The sequence below is a fragment of the Pseudomonas azotoformans genome, assembly GCF_900103345.1.
GTDB lineage: Bacteria > Pseudomonadota > Gammaproteobacteria > Pseudomonadales > Pseudomonadaceae > Aquipseudomonas > Aquipseudomonas azotoformans.
This window is the reverse complement of record NZ_LT629702.1, coordinates 5,989,216-6,010,238: the sequence shown is the minus strand read 5'-3', so window position 1 is coordinate 6,010,238 and position 21,023 is coordinate 5,989,216. Positions and strand designations below refer to the sequence as shown.

Annotated in this window: 15 protein-coding genes; 5 read left to right on the top strand and 10 right to left on the bottom strand. The window is 62.9% G+C overall.

From position 1 onward, the window contains the following. The first annotated feature begins 102 nt into the window (after positions 1–102). From BLR69_RS27235 to BLR69_RS27225, 3 genes are all read left to right on the top strand, one after another. Positions 103–3,201: a transglycosylase domain-containing protein gene (locus tag BLR69_RS27235; RefSeq protein ID WP_071492707.1), complete on the top strand. Its 3,099-nt coding sequence runs from the start codon at positions 103–105 to the stop codon at positions 3,199–3,201. Positions 3,202–3,312: 111 nt separating this feature from the next. After that, on the top strand, positions 3,313–3,852 hold the full coding sequence (locus tag BLR69_RS27230) for a PadR family transcriptional regulator (RefSeq protein WP_071492708.1): 540 nt from the start codon (positions 3,313–3,315) through the stop codon (positions 3,850–3,852). Beyond that, complete coding sequence (locus tag BLR69_RS27225; RefSeq protein ID WP_071492709.1) at positions 3,849–4,616, top strand: siderophore-interacting protein; 768 nt, start codon at positions 3,849–3,851, stop codon at positions 4,614–4,616. Before BLR69_RS27230 ends, BLR69_RS27225 begins: the two co-directional genes overlap by 4 nt. Position 4,617: 1 nt before the next feature. Here BLR69_RS27225 and BLR69_RS27220 read toward each other — a convergent pair whose 3' ends face one another. Both BLR69_RS27220 and BLR69_RS27215 read right to left on the bottom strand, forming a co-directional pair. Then, on the bottom strand, positions 4,618–5,241 hold the full coding sequence (locus BLR69_RS27220; protein WP_071492710.1) for a Pr6Pr family membrane protein: 624 nt from the start codon (positions 5,239–5,241) through the stop codon (positions 4,618–4,620). Positions 5,242–5,245: 4 nt separating this feature from the next. Next, entirely contained in the window at positions 5,246–5,479 is a 234-nt protein-coding gene (locus BLR69_RS27215) for a VF530 family protein (RefSeq protein WP_048720273.1), read from the bottom strand. A gap of 136 nt (positions 5,480–5,615) precedes the next feature. On the opposite strand from BLR69_RS27215, the gene BLR69_RS27210 reads away from it, so the two are divergent. Together BLR69_RS27210 and BLR69_RS27205 are read left to right on the top strand one after the other, a co-directional pair. After that, positions 5,616–7,634: a TonB-dependent receptor gene (locus tag BLR69_RS27210; RefSeq protein ID WP_071492711.1), complete on the top strand. Its 2,019-nt coding sequence runs from the start codon at positions 5,616–5,618 to the stop codon at positions 7,632–7,634. 410 nt (positions 7,635–8,044) lie between these two features. Beyond that, positions 8,045–10,462 carry a glucose/quinate/shikimate family membrane-bound PQQ-dependent dehydrogenase gene (locus BLR69_RS27205; protein ID WP_071492712.1) on the top strand — a complete coding sequence of 806 codons (2,418 nt, stop codon included), beginning with the start codon at positions 8,045–8,047 and terminating at the stop codon, positions 10,460–10,462. A gap of 138 nt (positions 10,463–10,600) precedes the next feature. On the opposite strand, the gene BLR69_RS27200 is transcribed toward BLR69_RS27205, so the two are convergent. From BLR69_RS27200 to BLR69_RS27165, 8 genes are all read right to left on the bottom strand, one after another. Then, positions 10,601–11,020 carry a group I truncated hemoglobin gene (locus tag BLR69_RS27200; protein ID WP_071492713.1) on the bottom strand — a complete coding sequence of 140 codons (420 nt, stop codon included), beginning with the start codon at positions 11,018–11,020 and terminating at the stop codon, positions 10,601–10,603. Beyond that, complete coding sequence (locus tag BLR69_RS27195; protein WP_071492714.1) at positions 11,020–11,883, bottom strand: DUF3034 family protein; 864 nt, start codon at positions 11,881–11,883, stop codon at positions 11,020–11,022. Before BLR69_RS27195 ends, BLR69_RS27200 begins: the two co-directional genes overlap by 1 nt. Before the next feature lie 5 nt (positions 11,884–11,888). Further along, positions 11,889–14,237, bottom strand: a complete 2,349-nt coding sequence (locus BLR69_RS27190; protein ID WP_071492715.1) for a putative bifunctional diguanylate cyclase/phosphodiesterase — start codon at positions 14,235–14,237, stop codon at positions 11,889–11,891. After that, positions 14,221–14,898 carry a methylamine utilization protein gene (locus BLR69_RS27185; RefSeq protein WP_071492716.1) on the bottom strand — a complete coding sequence of 226 codons (678 nt, stop codon included), beginning with the start codon at positions 14,896–14,898 and terminating at the stop codon, positions 14,221–14,223. The genes BLR69_RS27190 and BLR69_RS27185 overlap by 17 nt, the downstream gene beginning before the upstream one ends. Positions 14,899–15,110: 212 nt before the next feature. Continuing rightward, entirely contained in the window at positions 15,111–17,447 is a 2,337-nt protein-coding gene (locus BLR69_RS27180) for a putative bifunctional diguanylate cyclase/phosphodiesterase (RefSeq protein WP_071492717.1), read from the bottom strand. Between the two features lie 1,009 nt (positions 17,448–18,456). Further along, positions 18,457–19,632, bottom strand: coding sequence for an ABC transporter substrate-binding protein (locus BLR69_RS27175; protein WP_071493999.1), 1,176 nt, complete (start codon positions 19,630–19,632; stop codon positions 18,457–18,459). Continuing rightward, entirely contained in the window at positions 19,629–20,603 is a 975-nt protein-coding gene (locus BLR69_RS27170) for a CobW family GTP-binding protein (RefSeq protein WP_071494000.1), read from the bottom strand. Before BLR69_RS27170 ends, BLR69_RS27175 begins: the two co-directional genes overlap by 4 nt. A 111-nt stretch (positions 20,604–20,714) precedes the next feature. Further along, on the bottom strand, positions 20,715–21,017 hold the full coding sequence (locus tag BLR69_RS27165) for a hypothetical protein (protein ID WP_071494001.1): 303 nt from the start codon (positions 21,015–21,017) through the stop codon (positions 20,715–20,717). Between the last annotated feature and the right edge of the window lie 6 nt (positions 21,018–21,023).

Below are 21,023 nucleotides of genomic sequence, written 5' to 3'. Positions count from 1 at the left end.
TCAGATGATTCTTACTCGAAAATCACATTTCCCTCACAAACAGCGCCCAGCGACTACGCTTCAAGCAAGTCCGATCAATCTGCGTGAATGGATCAATCGACTATGGGCGCACTGTGGCAAACCGAATCGACCAAGGCTGCGAAAGTACAAGGCAGTTCGGACACAGCGCCTTTACCCGAAAATAAACCCAGGCCACGCCATGGGCGTCGCCTGTTCGGGTTGATCGTATTGATGGCGCTGATCGCCCTTGGCTTTGCCGCCGCCAAAGAGATGCGCACCTCTCGCCTGCAAGCCCAGGAACTGAGCCGCCTGGCCCGCGACCTGACCTACGAGGTCAAGTCCGGCCCCAGCGATGCAATCGTCTATCCCGGTGCCGGCCCGTTCGATCGGCGCCTGGGCTACAGTGACCTCGACACCTTTTTGCCGCGCTTGCTCAAGCGTGGGTATGTGATCGAGGCCCAGGCGCGGTTTTCCCCGGCACTGATGGATTACAGCGCCAAGGGCCTGTTTGTGCCCTACGCCGAGAAAATCCAGGCCGGGCTGTCCATCACCGATTGCCGCGCCGTGCCGTTGTACCAATACGACTACCCGCAACAGTTGTACTCAAGCTTCACTGCCATCCCGCCACTGGTCGTGAACAGCCTGCTGTTCATCGAAAACCGCGAGCTGCTCGACCCCGCCCAACCCCAGGCCAACCCCGCCGTGGACTGGCCGCGCTTCGCCAAGGCGGCCTGGTCGCAGGTCGCCAAGCTGTTGCACCTGCCGGGCCAGAGTGCCGGCGGCAGCACTCTGGCCACCCAACTGGAGAAATATCGCCACTCGCCGGATGGGCTGACCCTGTCCGGCGGGGAGAAACTGCGGCAGATGTTTTCCGCCGCCGTGCGCGCTTACCACGACGGGCCCGAGACCTTGCCGGCGCGGCAGGACATTGTGCGTGACTACCTCAACAGCGTGCCGCTGTCGGCGGTGCCGGGGCACGGTGAAGTGCACGGCATGGCCGAGGGGTTGCGGGTGTGGTACGGCGCGGATTTCAACCAGGTCAACCAGGCGCTGGTCGGCCCCGTCAGCGCTCAGCAAGGCCTGGCCCTGCGTGAGGTGTTGTCACTGATCATCGCCCAGCGGCGACCCTCGCATTACCTGGCCAAGGGCCGTGAAGAACTGGCACAACTCACCGACAGCCACCTGCGCCTGCTGGCCCAGAACGGTGTGATCGAGCCGGCGTTATTGCGAGCGGCACTCAGCGCAACAGTCACCTACCGCGACTGGCAGCAACAACCCACAGTGCAACCCATCGAGACCAACAAAGGCATCAGCGTCGCCCGTGGCCGTCTCGCCGCCCTGCTCGACCGACCGCTGTACGACCTCGACCGCCTCGACCTCTCGGCCACCAGCACCCTGCACGCGCAGTTGCAAAGCCAGGTCAGCGATTACCTCCGGCACCTGGCCGACCCCGAGTATGCCCGCCAGATCGGCCTGCTCGGCGAGCGCCTGCTCACCCCCGCCAGTACCGCCCAGGTGCGCTACAGCTTCACCCTGTTCGAACTGACCCCGGACGGTTCACGAGTGCGGGTACAGACCGACAACACCGACCAACCCTTCGACATCAACGAAGGCAGCAAGCTGGAGCTGGCCTCCACCGCCAAGCTGCGGGTACTCACCACCTACCTGCAAATCATCGCCGAACTGCACGACAAGTACGCCGCACAAGCCCCCGCCGCGCTGAAAAAAGTCACGGTCGACGACCAGGACCGCCTGAGCCGCTGGGCCCTCGACTACCTGATCCAGGCCCCGGACAAATCCCTGGCCGTGATGCTCGACGCGGCACTGGATCGCACCTACTCGGCCAGCCCCGGCGAGCGCTTCTTCACCGGCGGCGGCTTGCACAGCTTCCATAACTTTCGCAGCCAGGACAACGGCCGCAGCCCGACCCTGCGCGACGCCTTGCGCGAATCGATCAACCTGCCGTTCATTCGGCTGATGCGCGACGTGGTGCGCTACGTCACCTATGCGGGCGAGAACAACAGCGCCGAGTTGCTCAGGGACGACAGCGACCCGCGCCGCCAGGAATACCTCGCCGGTTTCGCCGACCGTGAAGGCACCACGTTCCTGCGCAAGTTCTGGAAGAAGTACCAGAAGAAAGACACCCAGGCCCGCCTCGACACCTTCCTCGACAGCCTGCGCCCCACGCCGATCCGCCTGGCCGCCGTGCACCGCTACCTGCTGCCCGCCGCCAGCCAGGAGAGCTTCAACCTGTTTGTGCGCTCGCATCTGAACGGGATCAAAACCAACGAAAAGCTCACCGACGAACGCCTGCAAAAACTCTACAAGGACTACGGCCCCGGCACCTACGATTTGCCCGACCAAGGCTACATCGCCAAGGTGCACCCGCTGGACCTGTGGTTGCTCGGCTACCTGCTCAACCATCCCGAGGCGACGTTCAGCGACGTGGTCAAGGCCAGCCAATTCGAGCGCCAAGAGGTGTACAGCTGGCTGTTCAAGAGCCGCCACCAGAGTGCCCGCGACAGCCGCATTCGCACCATGCTGGAGATCGAGGCCTTCCTCGACATCCATCAGCGCTGGCAGGCCCTGGGCTACCCCTTCGATCATCTGGTACCGTCCCTGGCGACCGCGATCGGCAGCTCCGGTGATCGCCCGGCAGCCCTGGCGGAGCTGATGGGGATCATCCTCAACGACGGCGTGCGCCCCAGGGTACTGCGTATCGACAGCCTGCTGTTTGCCGCTGGCACCCCGTACGAAACGCACCTGGTCAACGACCCGGCACCCGGCAAGCAGGTGATCCCGGTCGAGGTCGCCAGAGCCCTGCGCGCCGCCTTGTCCCAGGTGGTGGATGCCGGCACCGCCAAACGCGTCGCCGGCAGTTTCAAGCTGGCAGACGGCACGCCGCTGGCCATGGGTGGCAAGACCGGCACCGGCGATAACCGCATCGAAGCCATCGGCGCCGGTGGGCGGATCCTGAGTTCCAAGTCGATCAACCGCACCGCCACGTTTGTGTTCTATCTGGGCGAGCACCACTTCGGCACCTTGACCGCGTTCGTCCCCGGCCAGTCCGCCGAGCATTTCACCTTCACTTCGGCCCTTCCGGTGCAGGTACTCAAAGGCATGGCGCCGCTGCTCATGCCTTACTTGCAGCCCGGCAGTCAGACCTTGTGCCTGGCGAGTACAGGCCTCGCGGCTAAATAGCCTTTACATCCCTCAGAGAAACGTTCCGCGGATGACCGTTGGTCTGCTGTGCTTGCTCGGCCAATAAGATATATCTTAAGTTGTATCTTAGTAAGACAGGAGAACACAGAAATGAGAGAACATCACCCTCGCCACGAACGCCACGAAGGCTTCGAAAAACACGGCGGCCGCGAACGCGGTGGCCGTGGCCCGCGGGTCTTTGCCCCCGGTGACCTCAAATTGCTGCTGCCGGCGCTGATCGCCGAGCAGCCATGCCATGGCTATGACCTGATCCGCCAGATCGAAAGCCTGTTTGACGGCGCCTACACCCCAAGCCCTGGAGTGATCTACCCCACGCTGACCTTTCTCGAAGAAAGCGAGCTGATCAGCGGCGACACCGAAGGCGGAAAAAAACGCTACACAATCACCGACGCCGGTCGTCTCTTCTTAAGCGAACAGACGGTTGCCCTCGACGGTATTCGCCTGCGCATGGATGTGAGCAAGCGCGCGCTGCGCGGCCAGGACCGCCCGCCGGAAATCCACGAGGCGGTGCACAACCTGCGCCATGCCTTGCATTCGCACCACGGGCGCTGGAGCCCGGAAGAAATCGTGCGTGTCGCAGCGCTGCTCAACAGCACCGCCCAAGCCATTGTCGACGGGAAAAACCCATGAATACACAAACCATCCATCGCGTTACCCACGAAATCAAACGTCGCCGCCTGCAAGTGCTGCGGGTGGTGGACATCACGCCACGCATGCGCCGCATCACCCTGGGTGGGCCGGAACTGGCCGGGTTTGTCAGCCTGGGCAGCGACGATCACATCAAGCTGCTGTTCCCCCAGAACGCCGCCGAACAGGCCGCCCTGGAAAGCCCGACGTTCGCCATCAAGGGCGACGGGCCGCAACCGGCCATGCGCGACTACACGCCGCGGCGTTTCGACTTGGACATCGGTGAACTGGATATCGACTTCGTACTGCACGGCGACGGCCCTGCGTCGACCTGGGCCGAGCAGGCGCAGGTCGGCCAACACCTGTACATCGGTGGGCCACGAGGCTCGATGATCGTGCCGGATATCTTCGACAGCTACCTGCTGATTGGCGATGAAACAGCCATCCCGGCCATCGCTCGCCGCCTGGAAGAGTTGCCGGCCGGGCGCAGCGTGCTGGCCGTGATCGAGATCGCCAATGCGGGCGAAAAGCAGGTGCTGCAAAGTGCAGCCAAGGTCGAGGTGATCTGGGTGATTCGCGGCCAGGATGACCTGCTCGACACCGTGCGCAAACTGACGCTGCCCAGTGGCTCGCTGTACAGCTTCGTGGCGACCGAAACCAAGCTGTCACGCCAGGTACGCCGCGTGTTGCTGGACACGCACCAGATCAATGAGGCGTTCCTCAAGGCCGTCGGTTACTGGCGCGCCGAAGGTAGCGAAGAAGAGTGAATCAGGGCTGGGGCTTGATGAGTTTGTCCAGCCCCACCACTGCCAGTGCAACCGCGACAAACCCCGCCAGAATCCCCCCCGCGTTCACGAACACCTGTGGATAACCGAGGGTGCCCACATCAATGAACGGGTACTGATACTGCCCGAGCAAATCCCCCCGCAGCAGCACATAGGCGAAGTACACCAGCGGGTAAATCACCCAGCCGCCGATGTGTTTGAGGTGCAGGTTGCCCTTGGGCACACACCGCCACCAGTAGATAAAAAACAGCACGGGCATCACGTCGTGCAGCAACTCGTCGGCGATGAACTGGAAGCCTTCGGGTTGCCACAAATGCCGCAACAACAAGCTGTACGCCAGGCCCACCACCACGATGCTCACGGTGACCCCACTGATGATGCCAGGCGCGAGGAAAAACCGCTTCGCGGGTGAATCGCGCTTCACCAGCACATAGCTCAACACCACCACCGCGAGGGTGTTGGTGAGCACGGTGAAGAAACTGAAAAAGTTGACCAGCCCACCCAGCAGGCTGGCGCCGGACATCCAGCGCGAATAGAAAATCAGGTATTGCTGAATCGCCAACCCCACCCAACCGGCCAGCGCCGCCGCAGCCACAAACCGCTTCATCGGATCAATCCAGCGGGCGTTTGGTACGCATCAGCTTCACGTACAACCCTTCGACTTTTTCCCGCGCCCACGGGGTCTTGCGCAGGAAGGTCAGGCTCGACTTGATGCTCGGGTCGCTCTTGAAGCAGCGCACATCAATGCGTTCGGCCAGGCCTGCCCATTCGTAATGTTCCACCAGGGTGGTGAGGACGTGTTGCAGGGTCACGCCGTGGAGAGGGTCGTTACTTGTCGCGGTCATGCCAGGCCTTTAAAAAGAGATCTCACAGCCGCGCACTTTAGCACGATCAAAAAAGTTCCCGTTCCCAGCGAAAAGGAGATGTTATATTGTAACTATAAATCTCCAGTCATTTCGCCGTTTTACCAAGGAATGTCCGATGCCCCGCTCGTCTCTGTGGCGCTTGACCCCGCTTGCCGCCGCCCTGCTGATCTGCTCCGAAGCCCATGCCCTTGAACTGCAACCCCAAGTTATCACCGGCAACCCGCTGGGCAGCGAGCAACTTGCCTCGCCGACCACCGTGCTGGAAGGCGATGACCTGACCCTGCAACAAAAAGGTAGCCTCGGCGAAACCCTGAACAAGCAGCCAGGCGTGTCGTCCTCCTACTTTGGCCCAGGCGCCAGCCGGCCGATCATTCGCGGACAGGATGGCGACCGTATTCGCATCCTGCGCAATGGTGTGGGCGCGCTGGATGCGTCGTCGCTGTCCTACGACCACGCGGTGCCGCTGGACCCGGTCAACGTGGATCGCATTGAAATCGTGCGCGGCCCGGCAGCGCTGTTGTATGGCGGCAGTGCCATCGGAGGCGTGGTCAACACCTTCGACAACCGCATCCCCACCGAAGCCATCGAAGGTATCCACGGTGCCGGTGAATTGCGCTACGGCGGCGCCGACACCACCCGCAGCAGCGCCGGCAAAATGGAGGCTGGTAACGGCACGTTTGCCTTGCACCTGGACGCCAATGCACGGGAATTCAACGACCTGAAAATCCCCGGCCAGGCGCGCAGCCGCCACGCCCCGGCAGCCGACGACGCCCCCGGCAAGAACGGCCGCCTGGGCAACAGCGACGGGCGCCAGGACGGCGGTGCCGTGGGCGGTTCCTACACCTGGGACGACGGTTATGCCGGGTTGTCCTACAGCAACTACGACGCAAACTACGGCTCGCCTGCCGAGCAGGATGTGCGTATCCGCATGAAGCAGGATCACTACGCCTTCGCTTCGGAGATCCGCAACCTGCAGGGCCCGTTCACCTCGGTGAAACTCGACGCGGGCTACACCGACTACGAGCACCGCGAAATCGAAGGTGGCCAGACCGGTACGATCTTCAAGAACAAGGGTTATGAAGCCCGCGTGGAAGCGCGCCACCAGCCGATCGGCCCGCTCGATGGCGTGGTGGGCGCGCAAGTGACCCGCAACGAGTTCTCCGCCCTCGGCGAGGAAGCCTTCGTGCCGCAGACCGACACCAACGCCGGCGCGCTGTTTATCCTCGAAGAAATACAGGCCACCGAGCGCCTCAAGCTCAGCCTCGGCGGACGCCTGGAACACACCAGCGTCGACCCGGATGCCAAGGGCAATGCGCGTTTTGCCAATGCCGACAAGTCCAATGACTTCACCGCCGGCAGCCTGTCCTCGGGCGCGGTCTACACCCTCACGCCCGTGTGGTCCCTGGCCGCCACCCTGGGCTACACCGAACGTGCACCGACCTTCTACGAGCTGTATGCCAACGGCGCCCACGTCGCCACCGGCACCTATGAGCTGGGCGATGCCAACCTGAAGAAAGAAAAGGCCGTGTCCAGCGACCTGGCGCTGCGCTTTGACAATGGCACCCACAAGGGCAGCTTCGGGGTGTTCTACAGCCGCTTCTCCAACTACATCGGGCTGTTGGGCAGCGGTCGTACGCTGAACGATGAAGGCGAAGAAGACGCGGGCGGCATCCCTGAGTACAAGTATTCGGGCGTGCGTGCACGCTTCGCCGGCTTTGAAGCCCAGGATCACTGGAAACTTGGCGAAAGCGCCTACGGTAAGTTCGCGCTGGAGCTGTCGGGCGACTACACCCGCGCCACCAACCTCGACACCGGCGAAGCCCTCCCGCGTATCGCACCGTTGCGCTTGAGCAGCGGCTTGCTGTGGGAACTGGACCGCTGGCAGGCACGTATCGATGTGGAACACGCGGCGGGCCAGGGTCGCGTGCCGGATAACGAAAGCGGCACCGATGGCTACACCACCCTCGGCGCCAGCGCGGGTTATCACTTCAATATGGGTGGCAGCCAGTGGCTGGCGTTCGTGAACGGCGAGAACCTCACCAACCAGACCGTGCGCTATGCCAGCTCAATCCTGCGCGATATTGCGCCGGCACCGGGGCGCAGCGTGCAGTTCGGCGTACGCACCACCTTTTAACCGTGAAAACCTGACCCTTGTAGTGAGCGGGCTAGCCCCGCGCGAGGAAAGCTCGCTCACTACAAAACCCTACCTCAGCACTATTTGCGCAGCGACGTTCTGTCACTGTTACCAAATCTGAAATGATGCATCTTGCGATTTACGCTTTCTCTTGACGCCCTCTCCCTTTATCCTTGCCCGCAACATACTGAAACGTTTCATGCCCCGGTCGACCTCATCTTGCTGATTATTCCCACCCACAAAGACAGCGCTGTCTTACACCGACCTGCGCCTGGGAATAAATCGCCCGCCTGTGGATAACCCACTTATCCCCAGAAAAACCGAATTAACGCTGAACCAAGCCCGTGCCGAATCGTCATCTACAGTGAAGCACGGGGTTACATAATTCCAACGTCACGGAGAAACACACTATGAGCACTGATGGTGCTTCGAGCCCAAGCCGCCTGCTGCCCAGGTTGCTAGGCGTCTTGCTGCTGATCATGGGCCTGGCCTTGCTGGCCGGGGGTATCAAGCTGACGATGCTCGGCGGGTCGTTGTACTACCTGCTGGCCGGTATCGGCATCACGCTGACCGGCGTCCTGCTGCTGGCCACCCGCCGCGCCGCGCTGGGCCTGTACGCGCTGGTGCTGTTTGCCAGCACCGTCTGGGCGCTGTGGGAAGTCGGCCTGGACTGGTGGCAGTTGGTGCCGCGCCTGGCGCTGCTGTTCGCCCTGGGCATCGTCATGCTGCTCCCGTGGTTTCGCCGTCCGTTGCTGCGCGGCCAGCCTGCCCCACTGGGCACTGGCGCGCTGAGCGTGGCCGTGGTGCTGGCGGGTGCTACCGCCCTGGCCAGCCAGTTCACCAACCCCGGTGAAATGGTCAAGACCGGCCAACTGGACCGCGACGCGGTACCAGGCATGACCAGCGCTGCGCCGTCCCAGGCCGATGGCGACTGGAACTCCTACGGCCGCTCGGCCTACGGTGACCGTTACTCGCCACTGGCGCAGATCACCCCGGAAAACGCCCACAAGCTGGTGCCGGCGTGGACCTACCGTACCGGTGACATCCCTGGCCCGAATGATCCAGGCGAGACCACCGCGGAAAACACCCCGCTGAAAGTCAACGGCATGCTCTACGTGTGCACCCCGCACAGCCAGGTGATTGCCCTCGACCCGGACACCGGCAAGGAAATCTGGCGCTTCGATCCGAAGATCAGCAGCCAGGGTGCCGAGAACTTCAAGGGCTGGGCGCACATGACCTGCCGTGGCGTGTCGTATCACGATGACGCCGCCTACGCCTCCGAGCAGAGTCCGACAGGCAGCGCCAGCCCGGCGGCTGCACCGAACGCCTGCCCGAAACGCATCTTCGTACCGACCGCCGACACCCGTCTGATCGCCCTCAACGCCGACACCGGCAAGATGTGCGAAGACTTCGGCGACAAGGGTCAGATCGACCTGCGCGCCAATATCGGTGGCTTCCTCCCTGGCGGTTACTACTCCACCTCGCCACCGGCCGTGACCAAAAACCTGGTGGTGATCGGCGGCCACGTCACCGACAACGTCTCCACCGACGAGCCAAGCGGCGTGATCCGCGCGTTCGACGTGCACACTGGCAAGCTGGTGTGGAACTGGGACAGCGGCAACCCGGACGACACCACCCCGTTGGCCGAGGGCAAGACCTACACCCGCAACTCGCCGAACATGTGGTCCATGTTCGCCGTGGATGAAAAACTCGGCATGCTCTACCTGCCGATGGGCAACCAGATGCCCGACCAATACGGCGGCGACCGTACCGAAGACTCGGAAAAATACAGCGCCGGCCTGACCGCCCTGGACATCGACAGCGGCCACGTGAAGTGGACTTTCCAGTTCACTCACCATGACCTGTGGGACATGGACGTAGGCGGCCAGCCGTCGCTGATCGACATCAAGACCGAAGCCGGCGTGAAGCAAGCGATGATGGCGTCGACCAAGCAAGGCAGCATCTACGTGCTGGACCGCGCCACCGGCCAGCCGGTCGTGCCGATCCACGAAGTGGCCGTGCCGCAAGGCGCCGTCGCGGGAGACCACACCTCGCCAACGCAACCGAAGTCGGACCTGAACTTCATGCCGCCGCCGCTCAAAGAGCGTGACATGTGGGGCGTGACGCCGTTCGACCAACTGCTGTGCCGCATCGATTTCAAATCCATGCGCTACGACGGTGCGTTCACCCCGCCATCGCTGCAAGGTTCGATCGTTTACCCCGGCAACTTCGGCGTGTTCGACTGGGGTGGCATTTCCGTCGACCCGGTGCGCCAGATTGCTTTCGTGAACCCGAGCTACATGGCGTTCAAGTCCAAGCTGATCCCAGCGGCCGACATCGCCAAGCAAGGCCCACGCGTCAGCGAAACCGAAGGCGTGCAGCCGAACAAAGGCGCGCCGTACGGCGTGATCCTCGAAGCCATGCTGTCGCCAATGGGGCTGCCGTGCCAGGCACCGGCATGGGGTTATGTGGCCGCGGTCGACCTGACCACCCACAAAACCATCTGGATGCACAAGAACGGCACCGTGCGTGACAGCTCGCCGGTTCCGGTCCCCCTGACCATGGGCGTGCCCAGCCTGGGCGGCACCTTCACCACTGCCGGTGGCGTCGCGTTCCTCAGCGGCACCCTCGACCAGTACCTGCGTGCCTATGACGTGAAAAACGGCAAGCAACTGTGGGAAGGCCGCCTGCCAGCGGGCGCGCAGACCACCCCGATGACCTACACCGGCAAGGACGGCAAGCAGTACGTGCTGGTCATGGCCGGCGGTCACGGTTCCCTCGGCACCAAGCAGGGTGACTACGTGATGGCGTTCAAACTGCCGGAATAAGCGACACCGGCATGAGGACTGTAAGTGTGGGAGGGGGCTTGCCCCCGATTGCTGAGTGTCAGTCAATGCATTTGTGACTGAACCACCGCTATCGGGGGCAAGCCCCCTCCCACATTTTTATCTGGGTAGTTTTGGGGATCAGTGTTCGATCACATCCCCGCGCATCACGGCCAACCGTGCAATCAAGCGGTTTTGCACCGGTACCGAGATCCCCTCGCTGTCCATCGCCTTGATCAAGTCCTCCACCAACGCATTGAAATCACTGCGGCTGACGTTCTGGCCCTTGTGACTCTCGGCCATGCTGTCGCCTGTATAGGTGCACGGCCCGCCCGCCTCCACACAGAACTGTTCGATCAACTTGTTGCGCAGACGCTGGATATCAATGCGCCGGAAGCGTTCGACGATGCGTTCATCCCGGGCGATGTTGAGCAACATACCCTCCACGATCCGCGTGATGCCCGGCAGAGCGCCGAGGTCGCGATAGAGGCTGTCGTCCTTGGGCGGTTGCTGGGCGCAGGCGCTGAGCAGCAGGGCTAAAACCAGCGGTAAACAGCGCATCAGAAACTCCCCTGCAGCGACAAATACGTGCCGTTCTGGTGGTCCAGCGTGGCGATTTCGCCAAGCCGTGCATAAGCCAATACAAACGACACATGCTTGTTGGGGAAGTACCCCACGAACACATCCGCCCAATCACTTTCGCCGGCAAACGACAGGTTGTCCGGCTTCTCACGGTACTCCACGCCCACCGCCCAACGCGGGTTGAGCAGCAACGCCAGCGAGCTTTCCTTGAGCACACTGCGGCTGTCGCGACGGTCGCCGCCAAAGCCGAGCAAGCCGGTTTCATTGGCGCGGCTGTAGCGCAGGCTGCCGTTGACCAGCACGTTGTAGCCAAACGCGGCGCCCATGAACAGGCGGCTGGCGGCCAGGTAACCTTCGACGTCGCTGTCGCGCTTGGCGCCCACCAGGCTGGGGATATCAAAGTTCGTCTGGTGCTTGTATTCCAGGCCCAGGGAGACCTGGGGCAACGCATCGTAGATCACATCACCGAACAGGCGCACCTTGAGGCCGAGTACGTCCTGGCCCAGGTTGTCATCGGGCAGATTGAGCTTATGCACCAGGCTGCCGAGGTCGAAGCGCTGGCGGGCGAAAGACACCTCGACGCGGTTGTCGTAGGCCAGCGCCAGCCCGGCCACGTCCAGCCGATAATCCGGCAGGTTGACCGTGGTCGCGAACGCCGTGGCCCCCCATTCGTGCTGTTCGCCGTATCCGGCCAGCACTGCCCAGGGTGTGATCCCACCGCCCGCCGCACCTTCGATACTGCTGGCGCCGCCGGTAGCGATCAGGCGGCCGTTGTCGGCCAGTGCCGTTTGCAGGGTCAGTGCACCAAGGCAACCGATCAGGAAAGAAAAACGCACGGTCATGTCACTCAATGAACCAGGGAAGTTTGCGCACTGAGCGGCAAGGCCATCCAGGCTTCGAAGGCGTCGGCACTCAACGGCCGGCTGATCAGGTAACCCTGGGCTGTGTCGCACTGCCAGCGCTCCAGCAGGCGCAGGCTGTGGGCGTATTCGACACCCTCGGCAACGACCTTGAGGCCCAGGTTGTGGCTCATCTCGATGGTGGAGCGCACGATCACTGCGTCTTCACTGGTTTCATCGAGGTTGCGCACAAAGGATTGGTCGATCTTCAACTCTTGCACCGGCAGGCGCTTGAGGTGCGCCAGTGACGAATAGCCGGTGCCGAAGTCATCCACCGACAGGCCGATGCCGCAGTCACGCAGCAGGTTGAGCACCTTGAGGGCTTTTTCCGGCTCGCGCATCACGGCGCTTTCGGTGATTTCGAACAGCAATTGTTCAGCCGGCAAACCGTAGCGACGCAGCAATGCCGAGACTCGATGGGCCAGTTCATCACCAAGCAGATCGTCCGCCGAGATGTTCAGCGACAGTTGCAACGACAGGCCGCGGCGGTTCCATTCACACAACTGGCGAATGCCCTCCTCGATCACCCATTGGGTCAACAACTGGATACTGCCCGAGCGTTCGGCCAGCGGGATGAATTCCCCCGGCGAGACCATGCCGAACTGCGGGTGCTGCCAGCGCAACAGCGCTTCGGCCTGGCGCACATGGCCCTGGCGTATATCCAGCTTGGGCTGATAGTGCAGTAACAGTTGACCCTGGTTGGCCGCGTGGCGCAGGTCGCGGATCAGGGTGATCTGGCGGCGGTGCGCCAGGTCGCGGCCCTGCTCGTAGATCTGCAGGCGGCCGGGCATTTGCGCGGCGTCCTTCATGGCGATGGCCGCGCGCTCCAGCAAGGTGTGCGGGCTTTCGCCGTCGGCCGGGTACGCCGCGATGCCCAGGCGACAATCCAGCGCCAGGTCATGGCCGTTGATGCGCTGGGGGCGCAGCAGCAGCTGTTGCAGTTTGTCGGCCATGCCCACCGCTTCGTCGCTGCCCGCACCTTCGAGCAGCAGCAGGAATTCATCGGCGATCAGGTGCGCCAGGGTATCGCCGGGGCGCAACGCCGCTTGCAGGCGTTGGCTCACGGTCATCAGCAGTTGGTCCACTGCTTCGGGGCCGGCGGTTTCGCTGGCGGCGCGCAGGTTGTCGATGCCCAGGTAGATCAAGGCCATCGGGCGTTGCAGGGCAATCGAACTGCCCAGGCGCTCCATGGCCAGCGCACGGTTCGGTAGACCCGTGAGACGATCATGCAAGGCATTGTGCGCCAACTGTTGTTCGCGTTCGGCAATGCCGCTTTGCATTGCGTTGACCGCCAGGGCCAGGCGCCCCAGTTCATCACTGCGCGCCAGCAGCACAGGGGTCTGATAGTCGCCGCTGCCAATGCGCTCGGCCGCCTGCGCCAGGGCCTGCACTGGCCGCGACACCGTGCGCGCCAGCAGCAAGGCACCGATCAACGAAGCGATCAGCGCGACCAGGGCAATCCCGAGGATCTTTTCATCCAGCGGCACAAAGGCCTGCATCGCCGCATCCAGCGGGCTTTGCAGCAGGGCCAGGACTTTGCCGTTTTCATCACTGGCCAACACCAGGGATTGGCTGAGGAAACTGTGTTCAAGGTGATCAGTGGTGGACACGCCACGGCGCGTCGAGTCGCCCTGCATCAGCGCGCTGATGCTCTGGCGCAGTGCCTGCGGCTGGGTGCTGACCAGCTCGCCGGGGCGGTCATGATCAATCGCCAGGAACGAGACTTCCAGGTTGCTCAGCGAGCGCAACTCATCGGCAAACGCCGCGTCCATGCTGAACCCCATCACCACCCGCGCGATCGGCAGCGGCGCCAGCACCGAGGCTTCCACCAACAGATGCGGCTCACCCTGCAACGGCACCATCAGCATCGCCTGGCGATTGCGCCGGGCTTCGCGCAGGGCCTGGTCGTAGCGAAAGGTCGAGCCTTCGGGGACTTCCGCCAGGGTGCTGGCCAGGACTTTGCCGTCCATGCCCAGCAGGATCATGTCGCTGGCGTTGATGCGCTTACCGTGGTTGAGCAGCACCGAACGCAGGGTTGCCGAATCGCCACTGGCGACCGCATCGCGAAAACCGAAGTCGGCCGCCAGCAACTGCACGCCATCGGCCAGGCGCCGACCGCGCGTGTCGAGCAAGCGCTCGAACACTCGCGTGCCCACCTCCAACTGGGCCAGGGCCTGGCCGTGGACCGCCGAGCGGGTCGCAGCCTTGACGCTGAAATACAGCGCGCCGATCACCACCAGTGACAGCACGATCAGCACGCAGGCGACCCGCGCCTGAAAACTATTGCGCAGTTTCACGGGAGGCTCGATTGAAGGCATCGCCAAAGGCGCTGGGCGGCGGCGGCAAATCCGCCGGTGCGGGTTCCAGACTCAACGTCACACGATGGCTGAGACCAGCAGCAGGAATGTGCAAGGTGCCGCCATCGAGCGGCTGCATATCGGCCAGTTGCGGGTGCCACAAGGTGAGGTGGTAGTCACCGACCGGCAGCTGTTCCAGGCGCACCCGGCCCTGGGCATCGCTGACGCCGAAACGCGGGTCGTCGGTGACGTAGATATAGCCGAGCATCCAGTCATGGATATTGCAGCCCAGCACCACCACCCCAGGCTTGTCGAACAGCAGCGGGTCAGTGGGCGTGCCTTCGTAAAGGCGCAGTTCGAAGCGCTTGGCAGCAGAGAACGAATACACCTGATGACGGATATTGTCGCTGTTGGGGAAGCGCACCTGCGTACCGGTGCGCACCGCCAGCACATGGGGCGCGAAACGTTGGCCGCGTTGGTCCATATCAGCCTTTAGCGCACCCTGCGGCACCTCGGCCGGGCCTCGCAAGGTCACCACCGCATCGGCAACCGGTCGACCATCGGCCTGCTGGGCCAGCATCTCAAGCGTCGCCGCCGACGCAGGGCCGACCATCGCCAGCAACAGCGCAGTACGAAGTAACGAATGAAGTATCCAAGCCATGGTCGATCCGCAAGAAGTGGGCTAAAAGAGCGGCCAGCCTTGGCACGGAAGCGTTGAAGTGCACGTATGATGACGCAGATAAGGCCAATTGCCATCACTTAATCCACAGCAGTACATGACCGCCGGTCGGCAAAAAAACTATGCAACCGGTCAGGCTCTGTAGAGGTTATCGACGCTGTTTTAAAAACCTGTAGTCAACGGGAAAGGCTTTTCTAGATCGGCACCCGCTCGCGCCGCATCCACATCTCGAACGCCATCGCGTTCAGCGGCCGGCTGATCAGGTAGCCCTGGGCAGTGTCGCAATTCCACTGCTTGAGCAGCTTGAGGCTGGGGGCGAATTCCACGCCCTCGGCCACCACCCTGAGCCCGAGGTTGTGGCTCATTTCGATGGTGGAGCGCACGATGACGCCATCGCCGCTGGTGCTGCTGAGGTTGCGTATGAACGACTGGTCGATCTTCAGCTCCTGCACCGGCAAACGCTGCAATTGCGCGAGGGACGAGTAGCCGGTGCCGAAGTCATCCACCGACAGGCTGATGCCGCAGCCGCGCAGTTGCTCAAGCACGCTGAGGGCCTGTCGCGGGTTGTGCATGATCGCGCTTTCGGTGATTTCGAAGATCAGTTGCTCGGCGTCCACCTGGTACTGCATCAACAGCGCGGTGACGCGAATCGCCAGGTCATCATCGGCCAGGTCGTCCACCGAGATATTCACCGACAGCTGGATCAGCAGGCCGCGTTGCGCCCACTCGGCGATCTGGCGAACGGCTTCTTCGATCACCCACAGCGTCAGGCTGCTCATGCTGCCAGTGCGTTCGGCCAGGGGGATGAACTCGGCGGGAGACACCTGGCCCAGGGTCGGGTGCTGCCAGCGCAACAAGGCTTCGGCCTGGCGTACATGGCCGTGCCTGAGGTCGAGTTTGGGCTGGTAGCACAGGAACAACTCGCCCTCGATGGCGGCCCGCCGCAGGTCGCGGATCAGGGTGATCTGGCGTTGATGGGCCAGGTCGCGGTCCTGCTGGTAGATCTGCAGATGCCCCGGCAGGCTCGCGGCGTCATGCCGGGCGATGGCGGCGCGGCTGATCAACTCTTCCACTTGCTGGCCGTCGGCGGGGTAAGCGGCGATACCAATGCTCACTTCGTGACGCAGTTCGTCATTGCCGATGCGCTGGGGCTCGGTGAGCAACGCATAGAGGCGGTCGGCACGAGCCACGGCGCGGTCGACCTCGGTGTTTTCCAGCAACAGCAGGAACTCACTGCCGGCGATGCGTGCTGCGGTGTCACTGGCCAACAGGCTCATGGCCAGGCAGCGACTGGCTTCGCGCAGCATTTCCTCGACGCCTTCGGGGCCGAAACCTTCGTTGATCAGCCGGTAATTTTCGATCCCCACGTACAGCAACACCACCGGCCTGCCTGCGCTGATCGCACTGCCCAGGCGCTCCATGGCCAGGGCGCGATTGGGCAGGCCGGTGAGCGGATCATGCAACGCGTTGTGCGCCAGTTGCCGCTCACGCACAGCGATGCCGCTTTGCATGGCGTTGAACGCACGGGCCAACAGGCCGAACTCATCATGACTGCGCACCCGCACCGGCGTGCGGTAGTCACCGGCACCAATGCGTTCCGCCGCCTGCACCAGCGCATTGAGCGGGCGCGACACCCGCCGCGCCAAAAACAATGCGCCGGCCAACGACACCACCAGCACCGCCAGGGCGATCCCGAGGAACTGCCGGTCCAGCGGCGCGAAGGATTCCAGGGCGTGGTCCAGCGGGCTTTGCAACAGCACCCGTACTTCATCGCCGTCGCCCGTATTGGCGAGTGGCAACACCTGGCTGAGCACACGCTGGCCGTAGAACAGATGAATCTGCGGTTCGGGGTCGATATGCCCTTCGCGCAACAGGCTGAGGGTGCCGGCCTGGTAGGCGTCCGGCTGCGTGCTGAACAACGGGCCCGGCTTGCCGTCCTGCACGCTGAGGAACGACACCTCCAGGTTGCTCATGGAGCGCAGTTCATTGGCGAACAGCTTGTCCATGGGGAACCCCATGACGACGCGTGCGATCGGCAGCTCGTCGATCACTTCATCCTGCACCAACAGATAAGGCCGCCCATCCAAGGACACGATCAGCATCTGCAGGCCCGTGCGCCGCGCGTGACGCAGGGCGTCGTCGTAGGGAAAAAACTGGCCACGGGTGAGGATCGGCAAGGTGCTGACCATGACCTTGCCATCCAGGCCCAGCACAAATACCTCGCTGGAGCGGATACCGGTGCCGTGACGGCGCAGCGCGGCCAGAATCGGCACGGTCTTGCCGTCGGCCACGGCTTGTTTGAATGGCAGATCGACGGTCAGCCAGTCCAGGCCGTATTGCAGGCGACGCCCGCGCAGATCGAGCAGGCGTTCGAACACCTGGCTACCGGTTTTCAGCTGGACTTGCGCCTGGTTTTCCATGGCGCGGGCGGTGGCGGTCTTCACAGAGAAATAGGTGGCGGCTACCACCACCAGCAGCAACAGCGCGAGCACCCCGGCGATGCGGGTCTGGAACGTGTGGCGCCACCTCATTGCAGTGCCCTCTGGCAGCGTTCGCCTCTCTCTGCCATTACGTCCCTTTGTCATGTGCATTCCCTGCGACTGCTGACCTGGCGTCAAAAAAATATCCATCTGGATTGAATATTCGGTTTGAGGAGATTAGCTGGGAGTGGGCTTATGTGCACCCAATAAAACCTGGGGGTTTTGTGGCGGTTTTTTGGCGACAATGGGTTGGCTGGGGTTTTTGAGTTGAGTACATATCCGTTATTTGGGTAACGGCGGATATTGGTTCCGCCCTTACGGCGGCTCACTTTGGAAAAGCCCCAAAGTAAGCAAAGGGCTCTTGCCCCAACACTCGGCACCTCGCTTAGGCTCGGTGTGCCCGTAATCCGACAGTGATTTGGGGGGCCGCCGCCACGCGCCATCCATGGCGCGGGGCGGCTAAACCGGCATCCCTGCCGGTTTACCCCCCAAATCCCTGCCGAATTCCGGCCAGCGTGTTTGACGGGGCGCCTAAGATCAAAATCAAAAGCAGAGCCAGAGCCAGAGCCAGAGCCAGAGCCAGAGCCAGAGCCAGAGCAAACCACCCTTCAACTGATACATGAAGATCAAACTGTGGGAGGGGGCTTGCCCCCGATGGCGGTGTGTCAGCCAACTCATCAGTGACTGACCCACTGCCATCGGGGGCAAGCCCCCTCCCACACTTTGACCGAGTACCGGCCATACAATCCGGTCGGCTCTGAGGCCGCCGCGCTCTTGCTTTTGATCTGGGGCGCCCCGTCAAACACGCTGGCCGAACGCAGGCTTGAATCCGTGGCTAACCCGGCAGGACGCCGGGTTAGCCGTCCTGGGCCAAGGATGGCCCATGACGGCGGCCCACGGATTCAAGCCGGAGTGAGGGCACACCGAGCCTAGGCGAGGTGCCGAGTGTTGGGGCGAGGACCTTTTGCTTACTTTTGGGTCCCTCCAAAAGTGAGCCGCTGTAAGAGCGGAACCATAAGCCGCCGTTACCTAAATAACGGATATGTACTCAATCAACCAATCACCCACCCCGAGCCCGCATAAAATCCCCCCACCGCCGCACCAGATAATTATGCTCATCCATCACCGAATTCCACACCGCAATATGCCCCATGCGCTGCTCATAAGACCCCCCATCCCGCACTTCCCCCACATCGATCAACGGCAACCCATCACTGCCCAGCAACTCCTCCCGCGCCGGCAGCCCCGCATACCAGTAATCCCACTCCGCACTGCTCAAATGATCACGACTGCGCGCCGGGTTACCGATGTAGTACCCCTGCCGCGCCATCACCGCCCCAGGCCAGCCCGACAACCACCAGTTCAAATACGCATACGCCGCGTCCAGCACCGCCCCCTTGGCATGCCGCGACAACGACAACCCACCAAACCACGCGCGATAACCTTCACGCGGCACGGCAAGGCGGTATTTCACCCCCGCGCGATGCAGGCGCATCAAGGTCGGCGACCACAGGCTCTGGATATCGATACTCGGACTGAGCATCAACTGCGCAGCCTCTTCATCATCAGACCAGAACGCCGCGAAGTGCCCTTCTTTCTGCTTACGTACGAGGATGTCAGCGAGCACGTCGATCTCTTCGATGCTCATATTGCCGATGTCCCTGAAGCTGGCCAGCCCCGCGCCCTGTACCGCCAGTGCGGCATCCAGGGCGCCGATGGCGGCGTCGCTTTGCAGCGCGGTGCGCGCACGCCAAGCCGGGTCCAGCAGCCAACCCCAGCTCTCGTTGCCGTGGCAAAAACCCTCAGGCAAGCGCTCGGGGCGGTAGGCGAAACTGTCGGCGTTGTGGGTCAGCGGCAGCATGCTGATGCGCTCGGTGACCGTGCTGCCGAGGCTGCCGTCGTGCTGTACGAACAGCCGCTCACTGGGCACGCTGCCACTGCCCAGGCGGTCGGCGGCCGACAGGCGCCCGCGCTTGGGCAGGTCGTTGATCTCATGCCACAAGGCGATGCGCCGCGTATCGATGGGTTGGATCGCCTGGGCCGGCCACACAAAGTCGACGTTGTGGAACCACTGGTCGTACAGGTCGTAGCTGTCGGGCTGCATCACCGCGATACGCTGGGCCTGTTCGACGTCGTGCACCTGGTACACCAGGCGAATGCCCAACTCCTGTTCGGCGCGTACGCGCAGGCATTCGAGCAGGGTAACGGAGGTGCCGAGAACGCGCAGTGTGATCATGCGGCGAACCGCCGCGAGAACACGTCGAAGGAGCGCCGCAGCAGCGCAGGGTCGAGGCCACGCAGAATAAACACCAGGCGCGATTGGCGGTCGGTGCCTGGCCACGCCGGCAAATGCACCGGCGCGTGCAGGCAATGCTGCACGCCATGGATGACGATGGGAGCGTTACTGGCGTTCACGTTGAGCAGCCCTTTGACCCGGAGGATTCGTTCGCCGTGGCATCTTAACAGCATCGACAACCACACTCCGAAACCCACCCAGTCCAGCGGCTGGTCGAAGGTCAGGCTGCACACTTGTGCGGCGCCGTGGGTGGCGGTGGTGGTGCGATGCAACTGCCAACGGCTGACTTCAACCGCAGGCTCGGCGCTGCGCAAACCTTCGCCGAGCAGCAACTGGTCGCCGCTGTGAATGTCCTGCGTATTGAAGATCGGCGTGCCGGCATTGAGTGCCTGCAAGTGGTTGCGCAACACAGTGCAGTCACCGGCCAGATCAGTCTTGCTCAACAGCAGGCGATCCGCCGCCGCCACCTGCGCCAGCCATTCCGGGTGCAGGCGTTCTTGCAGGGTCGCGTGGCTGGCGTCGACCAGGGTGATCACCAGGCCGATATGGAAACGCCCCCGCAGTTGCACATCGTTGTTCAAGGTCGCGAGTATCGGCGCCGGGTCGGCCAGGCCGGTGGTCTCCAGGATCACCCGCTTGAACGCCGGGATTTCACCGCGCTCACGGCGTTGCAACAGACCGAGCAACGCGTCTTTCAACTCGCCACGAATCGAGCAGCACACGCAGCCGCTGGGTAGCAGCACGGTGTCCGGCGCCACCTCCTCCACCAGCAGGTGGTCGATGCCGACGTCACCGAACTCGTTGATCAGCAGCGCGGTGTCGCCCAGGCTTTCGCCTTGCAGCAGGCGCTTGAGCAAGGTGGTCTTGCCGCTGCCGAGGAAGCCGGTGATCACATTCAGAGCGATGCTCATATTTACCTCCGCCCCCTGTAGGAGCGAACTTGCTCGCGAAGGTCGTCAACGATAACGCAGGCAGCCTGACTTAACGCGGCGCCTCTGCATTCTTCGCGAGCAAGCTCGCTCCTACAACGGGTTGTGTTCCAAGTGGTCGAGCAGTTGGGGGTCGAGGGGGTCTAACGGGCGGCCGAGCATGGTTTCGGCGGCCAGCCAGAGTGGGTCCAAGCCATTGGCGAGTGCCTGTTTGCCGGTGGCGCCCAACAGCAGATAGGACGTGCCCTGGAAGTCCTCGACTTTGAGCCGGAACACCGCCAGCACCTGGTTGATCGCCGCAATCCGGCGCAGGCGTTCGCGGCGCCGGGGCAGTTCGTCACCCAGGGGATCGCTCCAGTGCAGGTCTTCGCCGAGCAGCCCGCAGAGTCCGCACATGGCTAC